Source organism: Pantoea vagans (assembly GCF_004792415.1).
Classification (GTDB): Bacteria; Pseudomonadota; Gammaproteobacteria; order Enterobacterales; family Enterobacteriaceae; genus Pantoea; species Pantoea vagans.
The window spans coordinates 292,231-306,623 of sequence record NZ_CP038854.1 but is presented as its reverse complement, the minus strand read 5'-3'; the positions used below and the strand labels follow the sequence as shown (position 1 = coordinate 306,623).

General features: G+C 53.9%; 9 protein-coding genes. 4 read left to right on the top strand and 5 right to left on the bottom strand.

Features of this window, described 5'->3' with window-relative positions:
* The first annotated feature begins 415 nt into the window (after nucleotides 1–415).
* The gene (locus tag EGO56_RS20305) at nucleotides 416–3,196 is read left to right on the top strand and encodes a flavocytochrome c (protein WP_033735826.1); all 2,781 of its coding nucleotides are present in this window, start codon (nucleotides 416–418) and stop codon (nucleotides 3,194–3,196) included.
* Nucleotides 3,197–3,258: 62 nt separating this feature from the next.
* A complete protein-coding gene (locus EGO56_RS20300; RefSeq protein WP_135910839.1) occupies nucleotides 3,259–4,221 on the top strand; it encodes an FAD:protein FMN transferase in 963 nt (320 codons plus the stop codon).
* Here EGO56_RS20300 and dcuR read toward each other — a convergent pair.
* Both dcuR and EGO56_RS20290 read right to left on the bottom strand, forming a co-directional pair.
* Entirely contained in the window at nucleotides 4,215–4,934 is a 720-nt protein-coding gene (gene dcuR / locus EGO56_RS20295; protein ID WP_033735650.1) for a two-component system response regulator DcuR, read from the bottom strand. The genes EGO56_RS20300 and dcuR overlap by 7 nt on opposite strands.
* A complete protein-coding gene (locus EGO56_RS20290; protein WP_135910838.1) occupies nucleotides 4,931–6,565 on the bottom strand; it encodes a sensor histidine kinase in 1,635 nt (544 codons plus the stop codon). The genes dcuR and EGO56_RS20290 overlap by 4 nt, the downstream gene beginning before the upstream one ends.
* A gap of 306 nt (nucleotides 6,566–6,871) precedes the next feature.
* Between EGO56_RS20290 and mqo the strand changes: the two genes are divergently transcribed.
* The gene (mqo, locus tag EGO56_RS20285; protein WP_135910837.1) at nucleotides 6,872–8,521 is read left to right on the top strand and encodes a malate dehydrogenase (quinone); all 1,650 of its coding nucleotides are present in this window, start codon (nucleotides 6,872–6,874) and stop codon (nucleotides 8,519–8,521) included.
* A gap of 71 nt (nucleotides 8,522–8,592) precedes the next feature.
* Here mqo and EGO56_RS20280 read toward each other — a convergent pair whose 3' ends face one another.
* Nucleotides 8,593–8,904 (bottom strand): VF530 family protein, encoded by a 312-nt coding sequence (locus EGO56_RS20280; protein ID WP_135911036.1) that lies wholly within the window; start codon nucleotides 8,902–8,904, stop codon nucleotides 8,593–8,595.
* A 207-nt stretch (nucleotides 8,905–9,111) separates the two neighbouring features.
* Between EGO56_RS20280 and EGO56_RS20275 the strand changes: the two genes are divergently transcribed.
* Nucleotides 9,112–10,425 carry an MFS transporter gene (locus EGO56_RS20275; RefSeq protein WP_135910836.1) on the top strand — a complete coding sequence of 438 codons (1,314 nt, stop codon included), beginning with the start codon at nucleotides 9,112–9,114 and terminating at the stop codon, nucleotides 10,423–10,425.
* Nucleotides 10,426–11,366: 941 nt separating this feature from the next.
* Here EGO56_RS20275 and EGO56_RS20270 read toward each other — a convergent pair.
* Complete coding sequence (locus tag EGO56_RS20270; RefSeq protein ID WP_135910835.1) at nucleotides 11,367–12,833, bottom strand: pyridoxal phosphate-dependent decarboxylase family protein; 1,467 nt, start codon at nucleotides 12,831–12,833, stop codon at nucleotides 11,367–11,369.
* A gap of 14 nt (nucleotides 12,834–12,847) precedes the next feature.
* Nucleotides 12,848–14,233, bottom strand: coding sequence for a diaminobutyrate--2-oxoglutarate transaminase (locus EGO56_RS20265; RefSeq protein WP_135910834.1), 1,386 nt, complete (start codon nucleotides 14,231–14,233; stop codon nucleotides 12,848–12,850).
* Between the last annotated feature and the right edge of the window lie 160 nt (nucleotides 14,234–14,393).

Genomic DNA, 14,393 nt, shown 5'->3' with positions numbered 1-14,393 from the left:
AATATAGATTTTGATCCAGATCAAAGAAATTTATTCATTATTCCCCATTTTTAACATTTATTTTTTATTTATATTTCTGGCATCGACATTCTGACAGTTTTGTGAAGCCGATCGACAAATCCCCGGAAGGCCTGAGCCGAAGAATCCATCTTAACATCCTGATCATGAAGGGTAAATTATTTATGTAAATGAATGGTTGATTTTTAGTTACCCATGGTTAACAATTAATATAACTTCACTTCCTGAATTCAGCAAATAAAAACTCTGAATCGTTTAAAAGTTAAAAAAGTAAATTTATCGCTTATGAAAGCAAAGAAAAGGGTATATTAGGCGCATGACATCGGACCACTTAATTAAGCGATAATTTGCGTCCGCTAAAAAATTTCCAGACTTTTAAATCTTGGAGTTTATCGCAATGAAATCTCTCACCCCCATCCTTAATCCCCTTACCCTGCCTGGCGGCGCTGTGTTGAAAAACCGACTGGTGATGGCTCCCATGACCACCTGTACCGGTTTTTATGACGGAACGGTCACCAGCGAACTGGTCGAATATTACCGCGCACGTGCAGGCAGCATCGGAACCGTGATCGTCGAGTGCTGCTTCATTGATAACCGCGGCCCGGCGTTTCCGGGTGCCATTGCTATCGACAGCGACAACAAAATTCCCGGTCTGAAACGCATCGCGGACGCGATTAAATCTGAAGGCTCTACGGCCATTCTGCAGATCTATCACGGTGGCCGCATGGTCGAGCCGGAACTGATCGGCGGGAAAACACCGGTTGCACCGAGCGCCATTGCCGCACCGCGTGAAGGGGCAACTAAACCTCTGGCGCTGAGCGCTGAAGAAGTCGAAACCATGATCACCAAATTTGGTGACGCGGTGAACCGTGCTATTAAAGCCGGTTTCGACGGCGTCGAAATTCATGGTGCTAACACCTATCTGATTCAGCAGTTCTATTCTCCGAATTCTAACCAGCGTGATGACAAGTGGGGTGGCAGCCGCGATAACCGCGCACGCTTCCCGCTGGAAGTGCTGGAAATCACCCACAAGATGGCGGAGCGCTTCGCCCATAATTCGTTCATCATCGGCTATCGCTTCTCGCCGGAAGAGATCGAAGTCCCAGGCATCCGCTTTGATGACACCCTCTATCTGCTGGAAAAACTGGCTGCGCGCGGACTCGACTATGTTCACTTCTCTGTCGGTCAGCTGCTGCGCCCGTCCATTGTCGATACGCAGGACCCGACGCCGCTGATCGAGAAATTCGTTGCGATGCGTTCGCCTGTGCTGGCAAAAGTGCCGGTGATTGGTGTGGGCGGCGTGGTAAATAAAGCCGACGCCGAGCTGGCGCTGGAAAAAGGCTACGATCTGGTAGCGATTGGTAAAGCCTGTATCGCCTATCCGAACTGGGCTGACCGCATCATCAATAACGAACATCTCGAACTCTACATCGACAGCAACAAACGCGAAGAGCTGCAGATCCCGGAACCGCTGTGGCGCTTCTCTCTGGTTGACGCAATGATTCGCGACATGAGCGAATCGGGCCGTAAATACAAAGCGGGTGTTTATCAGGAGAAAGTGGAAGCCGAAGCGCTGAAGCTGAAAATCAACGTCACACTGGATACCGACCGTATTACCGACATCTCGCTGGTGCCGGACGACACGCTGGATGTGGACTTCACCACCACCTTTGAAAGCCTGCGTAACCGCATTCTGGTGGCTAACAGTCCTCACGTTGATGCGATTACCGGCGCGACCACCCAGAGTGAAGCGCTGAAAAAAGCGGTTTCCCGTGCGCTGACCACCTCCAGCAAAGAGCATGTGATTGAAGAGGGTGGTAACCCTAACGCACCGCAGAACTACGATGTGGTAGTTGTGGGCAGCGGCGGTGCCGGTCTGGCGGCCGCGATTCAGGCGCATGATGAAGGCGCACGCGTGGTCATCATCGAAAAGATGCCGACTATTGGCGGCAACACCATCAAAGCATCTGTGGGCATGAACGCCGCTGAAACCCGTTTCCAGAAACTCAAAGGCATCGAAGACAGCAAAGAGCTGTTCTATGAGGAGACGCTGAAGGGCGGTCAGTTCAAAAACAATCCGGTGCTACTGCGTGAGTTTGTTGACCTGGCACCTGAGGCGATAGAGTGGCTGGCGGGTAAAGGCATTGAGCTTAACGACATCACCATTACCGGCGGGATGAGCATCGACCGTACGCACCGTCCGGCTGACCGCTCAGCGGTGGGTGGCTTCCTGATCAGCGGCCTGGTAAAAAACATCAACAGCCGCAACATCGAAGTGCTGCTGGAAACCTCGGTTGCTGAGATCCTCTATGAGAATGGCGCAGTCGCGGGCGTGAAAGTCGTCGATGAATATAACGACAGCCGTATCCTGAACGCTAAAAGCGTGATTGTAGCGACCGGTGGCTTCAGTGCGAACCGTGAGCTGGTGGTGAAATACCGTCCTGAACTGGATGGCTTCGTGACTACCAACCACGCAGGCGCGACCGGCAGCGGCATTGCGATGTTGCAAAAAATTGGTGCCGATACCGTGGATATGAAGGAAATCCAGATTCACCCGACGGTTGAACAGACGACGTCGTATCTGGTTTCTGAATCGATTCGTGGCGGCGGCGCTATCCTGGTCAGTCAGGCCGGCAAGCGTTTCTACAACGAAATGGAGACCCGCGACAAAGTCTCGGCGCAGATTATTGCCCTGCCAGAGAAGAGTGCCTGGATTGTGTTTGACGAGCAGGTGCGCATGAACAACAAAGCGGCTGATGAATATATCGCCAAAGGCTTTGTGGTCAGCGCGCCAACCGTGGCGGAACTGGCGGTGAAACTCAACATGAGTGAGCATCACACGCTGGAAGCGACGCTGGCCCGTTACAACAACTTCGTCATCATGCAGAAAGATGAAGACTTCGGTCGCCAGACTGCACTGCGTCATCCGCTGAGCGAAGCGCCGTTCTACGCGATTCGTGTCGCACCTGGCGTGCACCACACCATGGGCGGCGTCACCATCGACACCACCACCGCGGTGCTGGACAGCCAGAAACAGGTGATTAACGGTGCCTGGGCGTGTGGCGAGGTGGTTGGCGGCATTCACGGCGCGAACCGTATTGGCGGTAACGCCGTTGCAGATATCATCATCTTCGGTATCCTGGCCGGCGGTAACGCCGCCGCCTACGCCCGACGTTAACGGCAGTCTCCGGCATCCGCATCCTGCGGGTGCCGGTTTTTCCCTATAAAGCAGAGTCGCCTATGTTAACTGATGCGCGTGTCTATGCTTACTCCGCTGTATTAATGGGTTCGCCCATCCTGCTCAAACTCTTCGAAGACAACCAGATGCTGGCCGGACAGGTTTTCCGCCTGATCAAACAGCAGGAGAATCTCTTCACGGTAAATCGCGCTGCATCGGAAGTCATGGCGATTAACCACGCGGCAGGAGAGCATGCGGTGGTCGTCAGTCAGCCCGTGTTTGATTTGATCGCCTGTGCGCATGCGGTGAGCCTGTTGCCCGACAGCCTGTTTAATCTGGCTATCGGTCCGCTGGTGAAGTGCTGGAAAATTGGTTTTCAGGGCCATAGCGTTCCGTCAGAAGCCGATCTTCAGGCGCGTATGACGCTGATTAATCCGCAGGACGTGATCCTTGATGCTGCAACCCGCAGCGTGATGCTGGCACGGCCAGGAATGGAGATTGACCTGGGTGCCATCGCTAAAGGCTATATCGCCGACGTAGTCCAGGCCTTTTTGCGTCAGCAGCAGGTCAGCAGTGCGCTGATCAATCTGGGCGGCAACGTTCAGACGGTAGGCGCGCCGCCTGAAGAGGCGGGCTGGGCAATCGGTCTGAAAAAGCCGTTTGGTGAGGCCGATGCGCTGATCGGTGTCATCGGTGTGAATAACCGTTCGGTCGTGACGTCCGGTATCTATGAGCGCTATTTCGAACTGGATGAGGTCTGTTATCACCACATCCTGGATCCCCAGACCGGTTATCCGCTGGATAACGAGCTGCTGAGCGTGACCGTGATTTCCGATCGCTCGCTGGATGGCGACATCTACACGACGCTGCTGTACGGACTGGGCGTTGAAAAGGGCATCGCCTGTCTGGCCGATAAACCGGGTATTGAAGCTATCTTTGTGACCCGTGACAGGCAGATCATCTGCTCGTCACAACGTCACTTTTGGTTTCAGTTACTCGACACGGACTACCGGCTGGTTCACTGACAGTATTGTTTGAGTAAGGTGTGATACTCCGGCTGCAGGCGATAGCGGTAAACCGGACGGCCCGTGACCCCATAATGAATGCTGGTGAACAGAATATTAATCTGAGCCAGCCAGATCAGGTATTTACGGCACGAAACGCGCGAGATATTCACTTCGGTCGCCAGTTCGTCGGTAGAGAACTCGGTGCCGGGATGGGCGTCGATCCACAGGCACAGGGTACGCAGCGTCTGCGGCGTTAATCCTTTCGGCAGGCGTTTCTGTTCGCTGGCACCAGGCGGGTTACCATGCAACAGCTGATCAACGTCCGACTGCTGATAGAACTGATGATTGTCCATCAGCGATTTTTTCTGACGCCAGCCGGTCAGCGCCTCTTCAAAGCGGGCAAACTGGAAAGGCTTGATCAGATAATCCACTACGCCATAGTTGAGCGAAGTCTTGATCGTGGCGGCATCCGCCGCTGACGAGATGATAATCACGTCAACCGGGCGTCCGGCGCTGCGCAGCTCCGGCAGCAGGTCGAGACCGTTTTCCTGCTGCATATAGATATCCAGCAGGATCAGATCAACCTGTGGTTCAGCCTCGGCCAGCCGCTCTTTGGCCTGCTGTAAGGTTGAGGCGGTGCCGCAGCAGGTGAAGCCTGGAATCTGCCCGATATAACAGCGATTCAGCTCGGCTACCATGGCGTCATCATCGACAACTAACACATTGATCATTGGGTAATCATTCCTCTCTCCCACGGAAGTTGCACTAAAAATTGGGTAAATACACCGGGTTCCGACTCAACACTGACATTGCCGCCCAGGCTTTCGGTTTGCTGCTTAACCAGAAACAGTCCGACACCGCGATCGTCACCTTTTGACGAGACGCCGCGCTCAAAAATGGCGCTGAGCTGGGAGCTGTCGATGCCCGGCCCGTCATCACTCACTTCGCAGGCTAACCAGCCATTCTGATAATGCAGCATGAGGTGAATTTCCCCTTCGGTTTCCGGGTCCAGCGCCTCAAGGGCATTTTCAATTAAATTGCCCAGCACGGTAATCAGAACCGCGCTCTGCTCCTCGCTGCCGCAGTCAGGCAGAAAGCTCGCCTCATCGATAATCAGCTGATGACCTTCATCGGTTACCCGGTTGATTTTGCTGAGCAGGAAACCGGCAATGATCGGCGATTTGATCTTTTGCAGCAGCGAACCGATCTCCGTCTGATAGGCGTTAGCGGTTTTCAGGATGTACTCTTCCATCTGTGCATAATTTTTCATATGCAGCAGGCCCAGAATCACATGCAGCTTATTCATGAACTCATGGGACCGCTCACGTAACGCATCAACATAGTTTACCATGCCGTCCAGACGCTGCATCAGCTGGCTGATTTCGGTCTTATCCCTGAACGTCGTTACCGCGCCGATAATGCGGTCACGACTGCGCACCGGAACGGTGTTGCTGATCAGGATGCGATTACCCAGCGTCAGCTCCTGATCGTGCCAGGCTTTACCCGCATGCAGCGCATCCTGCTGATGGCGATGCATGACGCTCTCCTCAGCAATCAGGTCACCGCTTAACGGCATCCTGCGGGTGGTTTCATGCAGCAACTGCTGAGCCGCGTGGTTAATCAGGCTGACGCGTGACTGATCATCGACCGCAATCACTCCTTCTTTAATAGAATTCAGGATCGCCTGGCGCTGTTCAAACAGGCTGGAGATTTCGTGCGGCTCCAGCCCCAGCAATATTTTCTTGAGTCGCGTGACCAGAATCAGAATACCCAGCAGCCCGACCACACCGCCAAACAGGACGGTCCAGACGATATTCCAGCGGCTCTTCGCAATCTGGGCCGCCACATCGTTCAGCGCAATGCCGATTGCCACCACGCCAATCTGCTGATGCTGTGCGTTATAGACCGGCGTAAACACCCGCAGTGCCTCCACCAGCACGCCATGATTGACAGCCACATTTTCCCGGCCACTCAGCGTGGGATAGATGTCATTGCCGACAAAATGTTTGCCGATCACCGCGGCATTGGGATGCGAAAAGCGAATGCCGCGCATATCCGTCACTACCACAAATAGCAGGCCGTTGCGTTTGCGCGCGGCTTCCGCCAGTGGCTGAATCTGGCTGCTGCCGTCTGGTAAGAGTAAGCCGCGCTGCACTTCCGGGCTGTCTGCCAGCGTTCGTGCCACCGCCATCGCTTTATCTTTAAGATGCGACTGGGCAAAGTTATCAATCTGAACGAAATAGAGCAGATGGACAGCGAGCAGCACGGTAACGATCACCGCAGTCATCATGAGGGTGGTCAGGGTACTGAGTTTCATGGGTCGTTTCGTCACGGCATGTCGGTTCTGTGGTTGGCTTGTCATCGATGTTCAGTGCGGGTGGGGGATCGGCTGGAAACATACGCTAACTCACCGCATCAGTACAGTTTTAGCAGTCTGCGCGCGGGCGACAGCGCAATAACAATATTTGGGTTAGGGGATTGTATAATTCAAAGGACACCCTTAATGTGTGGTTAAAATATGTGAGCAATTTGGTAAGCCTTTTGTAATTAAATTAAGGCTAAATTGCTATTTTTAATTTTATAACTATTTTCACATTAACTCATAAATAACATTATTTTAAACTTTAAGGACTTTTTTTAACCAGTACCGTCTGAGCTGTAGATTAAAATGATGAATTCAAAGAAAGTTATTCCCACCCTTTCCCTCGCGGCCTTGTTAGTTTCTTCAGCCCTCCACGCTGAAACCTCACCAGAGAAAACCGATGTCCTGTTAATTGGCGGCGGCATTATGAGCGCCTCAATGGGCACCATGCTGGAAGAGCTGCAGCCTGGCTGGAAACAGATCATGGTCGAGAAGCTGGATGGCGTGGCGCTGGAATCCTCTAACGGCTGGAATAACGCCGGTACCGGTCACTCTGCCAACATGGAGCTGAACTATACGCCTGAGCGTAAAGACGGCTCGATCGACGTGTCCAAAGCGCTGGAAATCAATGAAGCCTTTATGATTTCACGTCAGTTCTGGAGCTCTCAGATTAAAGAGGGCGTAATGCACGACCCGCGCTCTTTCATCAACTCAACGCCACACATGAGCTTTGTCTGGGGCGACAATGTCGACTTCCTGACCAAACGCTATGCGGCACTGCAGAAAACTGCGCTGTTCCAGGGGATGAAGTTCTCTACCGATCACAAACAGATCGAGCAATGGGCACCGCTGGTAATGGAAGGTCGTGATCCACAGCAGAAAGTGGCCGCTACCTGGACGCCAGTCGGCACCGACGTTAACTACGGTGAAATTACCCGTCAGCTGATCGGCAGCCTGAAAAAGAATGACAACTTCCGTCTGGAAACCTCATCGGAAGTGACCGACTTCAAACGTAACGGCGACAACTCATGGCACGTCACGATTAAAGATGCCAAAAACGGTAACGAACGTGCGGTTGACGCGAAATATGTCTTTATCGGTGCAGGCGGCGGCGCGCTGAAATTACTGCAGAAGACCGGCATCCCGGAAGCCGATAATTATGCAGGCTTCCCGGTCGGTGGTTCTTTCCTGGTCACCGAAAACAGTGCTATCGCCGATCGTCATCTGGCGAAAGTCTACGGTCAGGCTTCAACCGGTGCACCGCCGATGTCCGTTCCGCATCTGGATACCCGTTATCTGGATGGCAAACGCGTCGTGCTGTTTGGACCGTTTGCGACCTTCTCAACCAAGTTCCTGAAAAACGGCTCGCTGTTTGATCTGCTGAGCACCACCACTACCCATAACATCGTGCCAATGACGGATGTGGGTATGGATAACTTCGATCTGGTGAAATACCTGATTGGACAGGTGATGCTGAGTGATGAAGATCGCTTCGAGTCGCTGAAAGAGTACTACCCGGACGCGAAGAAAGAGGACTGGAAACTGATTCAGGCCGGTCAGCGTGTGCAGATTATCAAGAAAGATGCTGATAAAGGTGGCGTGCTGAAACTGGGTACAGAAATTGTGACCGATCAGCAGAAAACTGTCGCGGCTCTGCTGGGTGCTTCTCCTGGTGCATCAACCGCAGCGCCAATCTCTCTGAGCGTGATGCAGAAACTGTTCCCGGAAGAGTTTAAGTCACCGGAATGGCAGGCGAAGATCCACAAAATGATCCCAGGCTACGGTCAGAAACTGAATGACAACGTGCCGTTGCTGCAGCAGGTCTGGAATGAGACCGCAGCGACCCTGCAGCTGACCACGCCGCCCGTGATCAACATGGAAGGCAAAACCGCAGACGCGCCGGCAGCACAGCCTGAGCAGGCTGCGCCTTCAGCGAAACACGACATGGCGCTGTAACAGCAGCCTGACGTAAAAAAAGCCCGCCCAGGTTTACCTGCGCGGGCTTTTTTATTGCTTCGTTTTCAGTGTTACTCCGGCGTGTTGCCGCGCCACTTGCCCCACGGATCTTCAGCAGGTGGCCGATCGGCTTCTTCAGCCGGTTCTTCGCGTGCTGCCGGTTGTGCATTTAACGAAGCCAGATAGAGCGCTTCGACTTCAGCACGCGCCCAGGGCGTACGGCGTAAAAACTTCAGGCTCGATTTAACGCTGGGATCGCTTTTAAAGCAGTTAATGTTGATCCGTTTTGCCAGCTCTGCCCAGCCATACTGCGCGACTAAACTGTTTATCTGCATCTCCAGCGTGATGCCATGCAGAGGATCTTTTGAGGTGTGTGCGTTCATCATCTATCCGCCTGATTCATTCAATGCCGCGTATCCTGACAATCGCAAAGCGGTTGTGCAAGAACTGAAGGTGAAAAAGAGCGTGTGGGGGTCTGCAACCGCAGATTTATGTGCCTGAAGTAACGCGACGGGCAGAAGTTTGCGCAGATGAGCAGCGATTGTGCTAATCATAAGCGACTGATGAGGCTTTAAAAAGGATCGCCTGCCATGTCTGCTCCTGCTGATAATCTGCTCTCCTCCGCCAGCCGAAAACGTGCTCTGCTTGCCGGTTCGGTCGGTAATTTCATTGAATGGTATGAGTTTGCGGTCTATGGCTTTCTGGCCACAGTGATTGCGCAGAACTTTTTCCGGCTGGAGGGCGAGTCAGCGCTGACCGGGTTGCTGCTGACCTATGCGTCGTTTGCCATCGCCTTCTTCTTCCGTCCACTGGGTGCCATTGTTTTTGGCCGGATGGGCGATCGCATCGGGCGAAAACCCACACTGATTTTTGTATTGATAATGATGACGCTGGCGACAGCCGCCATTGGTCTGGTTCCGACCTATGCCCAGCTGGGTATCGTAGCGCCGCTGATCGTTACCGGTCTGCGTATTCTGCAGGGCCTGTTCGCGGGAGGCGAGTACGGCGGGGCGGTGTCGCTGATGACCGAGTTTGCACCACGCGGAAAGCGCGGCCTGTATGGCGCATGGCAATCCTTTACCGTGGCGCTGGGATTGCTGGCAGGCGCGGGCATTGTGGCGCTGCTTTCAGTGTTACTGACACCAGAGCAGATGCTGAGCTGGGGCTGGCGCATCCCGTTCTTTATCGCACTGCCGCTGGGCGCGCTGGCACTCTGGCTGCGGGTGCAGATGGAAGAGACGCCCGCGTTTGTTCAGCAGCAGGCACAGCCTCAGGCAAAAGTGAACGCCAGCCTGGGTGACACGCTGAAAACGATTCTGTTGGGCATCTGCCGGCTGATGGTGTGGTCGGCGGCAGGTTATACCTGGCTGGTGATCATGCCGACTTATCTGCAGGCATCGCTGCACACCGGTTTTAACCAGGCACTGCTGATTGCGGTGATATCGAACCTCGGCTTTGCCGCCACCATTATCCCGGCCGGGATGCTGAGCGACAGGATTGGCCGCCGCGCCGTGATGGTCGCAGCGGCGGTACTGTTGCTGGTGCTCTCTCTGCCGCTGTTAAACGTTTTGCAGGCAGAGAGTACCGGACTGCTGCCCAAAGCGCTGGTGGTCTTTATCGCAGGTGGCGTGGTCGGGTTGCTGGCGGGGCCAGGGCCCGCGATGCTGGCCGAGATGTTTCCGACGCGCGTGCGTTACACCGGGCTGGGCTTGGCCTATTCGCTCTCCAACGCGGTCTTTTCCGGCTGTGCCGGATTGATCATTACCAGCCTGATCAAAGAGACCGGTAATCCTGATATTCCCGCCTGGTATGTGATGGCGACTGCGCTGGTCAGTATTGTTGGGTTGATGACGCTGAATAAAGATGATCATCTGCGACTGCTGGATGAGCCTCCGTCGCGCTAAGTTCTGTGAGCGGTAAAGGATAATCGGGCAGGCTGCCTGTGCATCAGGCAGCCTGTTAGCGTGAACGCCCGCGAGGGTGCAGGCGTTGGTTATTCAGAACAGATCAGCGATCCTGCGATGACGATAAACTGAAAACCTGATCGCGCGAGCGGACTTTATCAGCATGGTTATCGGCAATGATAATCACGGCCGCCATAATCAGGCCCATAATTATGATGATTAATTTACGCAGCAGCATAAGCCATGACTCCTGTTGAATTAATTAACCCAGGTGAATAACCGTTATTGTGGCTTAATCAAAGAGTTAAGTTGAATATTGGTCTATTATGGCTGAAAGGTAAACGTTATTTTTTGATCGTGATGCGGTTTATTCATATAAGATGAAATAAAGAATCTGGGCGGGTTCTATATTAAACTCGCGCTAAACAGAATCATTAAATCCGTCGGTTTCTCTTCCCGACACCTTCTGCGCGTGAGGCCAGCTCTGCCTGTATTCTCCGCACGTCAGCCATGCCAACGGCTGTTTGCATCGGAATCTTCACATTGTCAGCCATCATGGGGACATTGCTAAAGGTAATGATAATGCGGAGGGTATAATGCCGACCTCATCCAATCTGGTAGCGACAATAATACCGGCACCAGGCTTTTCGACCTGCTGTGAATGGGTGATATCGGGCGTCAGCGCACGATAAATAATTAAATGCAGTGCTGTTTCAAGACGCTGAGTATTTCAGGATCACGCAGCTCATTCATTATTACTACCTCAACTTCGATTTTTTACTGAATGGATCAGCCAGTACAGGACCTGAGATGAAGAAGCCAGGTAACGGATCGGAGTGATCAGGGATGAACAGGTCATCATGATATTGAAAGCAAAGAGCGCGGCAGAAAAATAAAAAGGCGCCCGAAGGCGCCTCTGTGGTGTGAACCGATGTAATGAATTACACCAGCTGCTGTGCCGTCGTTTCCATCAGCGTCAGCAACACCTTGATATCTTCCAGCGTTACCGTTGGGTTCAGCAGGGTCATCTTCAGGCAGGTCACGCCATCGTGCTCGGTCACGCCGACGTTAGCGCGGCCTGACTCCAGCAGGGCATCCCCGATGCGCTGGTTCAGCAGGGCGATATCCGCACTGCTGAGGTGCGCCAGATGCGCCGGACGATAGCGGAACAGCACGCTGGCGAGCTGCGGTTTCATCACCAGCTCCAGAGCAGGCTGCTCTTCAACGTACTGTGCCACCTGCTGGGCCAGCGTCACACCGTGATCGATGATTTCGGCATACTGCTTCTGACCCAGCGCTTCCAGACCCATCCACAGTTTCAGTGCATCAAAACGACGGGTGGTCTGCAGCGATTTGGAGACCAGATTCGGCACGCCCTGTGCTTCATCAAACTCCGAGTTCAGATAGGCCGCCTGGTAGCGCATCAGCTCATAGTGACGTGCTTCCTTCAGCAGGAAGGCACCACAGCTGATGGTCTGGAAGAACTGCTTGTGGAAGTCCAGCGTAATGGAGTCGACCAGCTCAATGCCATCCAGATAGTCACGATACTTCTCTGAAAGCAGCAGCGCGCCGCCCCAGGCCGCATCGACATGCACCCAGATGTTCTCTTCCGCCGCCAGCGCCGCGATTTCACGCAGCGGATCAATTGCACCGGCATCGGTAGTTCCCGCCGTGGCAACGATCGCCAGGATGTTTTCGCCGTTAGCTTTGGATGCGGCCAGCTTCTGACGCAGGTCATCCATATCCATGCGGGCAAACTGATCACATTTCACCTGTGTGACGGACTGATAGCCCAGACCCAGCAGCGCCATGTTCTTCTGTACGGAGAAGTGCGCGTTCTCTGAGCAGAAGACTTTAATCTTCTTCAGATCGCCGGTTAAGCCATCCTGCTGAACAGAATGCCCCTGACGCGCAAACCAGGCGTCACGCGCCAGCATCAGCCCCATCAGGTTGCTCTGGGTGCCGCCGCTGGTGAAGACGCCCGCGTCGCCAAGCTGATAACCCACCTGGGTGCGCAGCCACTCAATCAGCTTCATCTCAATCAGGGTGGCAGACGGTGCCTGATCCCATGAATCCATGCTCTGGTTGGTGGCGTTGATCAGCACTTCCGCCGCCTGGCTGATGACCAGGCTCGGACAGTGCAGGTGCGCCACACACTGCGGGTGATGCACCGACAGGCTGTCTTTGAGGAAGTACTCAATGGCGCGTTCAATCGCGGCCTGGTTACCCAGGCCCTGAGGATTGAAGTCCAGCGTGATGCGCTCGCGCAGTTCTGCGACGGTTTTTCCCTGATACATCTCAGGTTGTTCCAGCCACTTAACGACGGCCGCGCTACTCTGGGCAATCGCCTGCTGGTAGGCCTCGGTACTCTGTGCTGAGGCCGCCAGAATCGGGTTTAACCGGGACATTGCATTCACTCCACTTAAACTGCTTTCACGCCAGCGGACAGCAGGGCGTTTTCAAATTTATCCATGAACACGTCCAGTTCTGCATCTGTAATCAGCAGGGAAGGCAGCAGACGTAATACGCTGCCGTGACGTCCGCCACGCTCCAGAATCAGGCCGTTCTCAAAACATTTTTTCTGTACCAGCGCAGAAAGCTCACCGTCTGCCGGGAAGCTGCCCATGTGGTCAGCAGGCTCATCGGGTTTCACCAGCTCAATGCCGATCATCAGACCCAGACCACGCACGTTGCCGATAACCGGGTAGCGCTGCTGCAGCTCGCCCAGTTTGCCTTTCAGCCATTCGCCCTGTGCCGCGACTTTGTCAGCGATGTTGTTGTCTTTCAGCAGCTTCAGCGTGGTCAGGCCGGTAGCCATCGCCAGCTGGTTGCCACGGAAGGTGCCGGTGTGGTGACCCGGAGACCAGGCGTCGAACTCTTTCTTAATGCCCAGTACCGCCAGTGGCAGACCGCCGCCGACCGCTTTGGACATCACGATGATGTCTGGCTCGATACCCGCGTGCTCAAAGGCGAAGAATTTACCGGTACGGGCAATACCCGCCTGGACTTCGTCGATGATCAGCAGAATACCGTGCTCTTTGGTCACTTTGCGGATGCGCTGCAGCCACTCAGCTGGTGCCGGGTTAACCCCGCCTTCACCCTGAACCGCTTCCAGAATTACCGCCGCAGGTTTGCGAACGCCGCTTTCAACGTCGTTGATCAGGTTTTCGAAGTAGTAGGTCAGCGCTTTCACGCCCGCTTCACCGCCAATGCCCAGCGGGCAGCGATAAAGATGCGGATAAGGCATGAACTGCACTTCCGGCATCATGCCGTCTACGGCTTCTTTCGGTGACAGGTTGCCGGTGACCGACAGCGCGCCGTGGGTCATACCGTGATAGGCACCCGAGAAGCTGATGATACCGGAACGACCGGTGTGCTTTTTCGCCAGTTTCAGCGCCGCTTCAACGGCATCTGCGCCGGACGGGCCGGTAAACTGCAGGCAGTACTCTTTGCCCTGACCCGGTAATAACGAGAGCAGGTACTCAGAGAACTCATCCTTTAACGGCGTAGTTAAATCGAGAGTATGTAACGGCAAGCCGCTGGTAATGACATGTTGAATGCTCTGCAGAACGTCTGGATGGTTATGACCCAACGCCAGCGTTCCGGCACCGGCAAGACAGTCGAGATACTGATTATTCTCGACGTCGGTGATCCAGACACCCTGAGCTTTCGCAATCGCGAACGGCAATTTGCGAGGATAACTTCGAACGTTTGATTCAAATTCAGCCTGACGGGCTAAATAGGTTTCGTTGGTTGCGTTTAAGTTCTGTGCATTCAAACTATCAATACGGACTTTATCCGTCATCATATCTCTCCTACAACCGGGACGGGCGTAGCGTCACAGTTGAATAAATGAATTAAAATGGGTGGCTATGTGTAAAGCGCGGCCAATATAGGTGTTTTTCAGGTCCGACTCAATGATTAATTTTGTCGGCAGATAACGGATTCTTTGCTATAGGAATCAATCA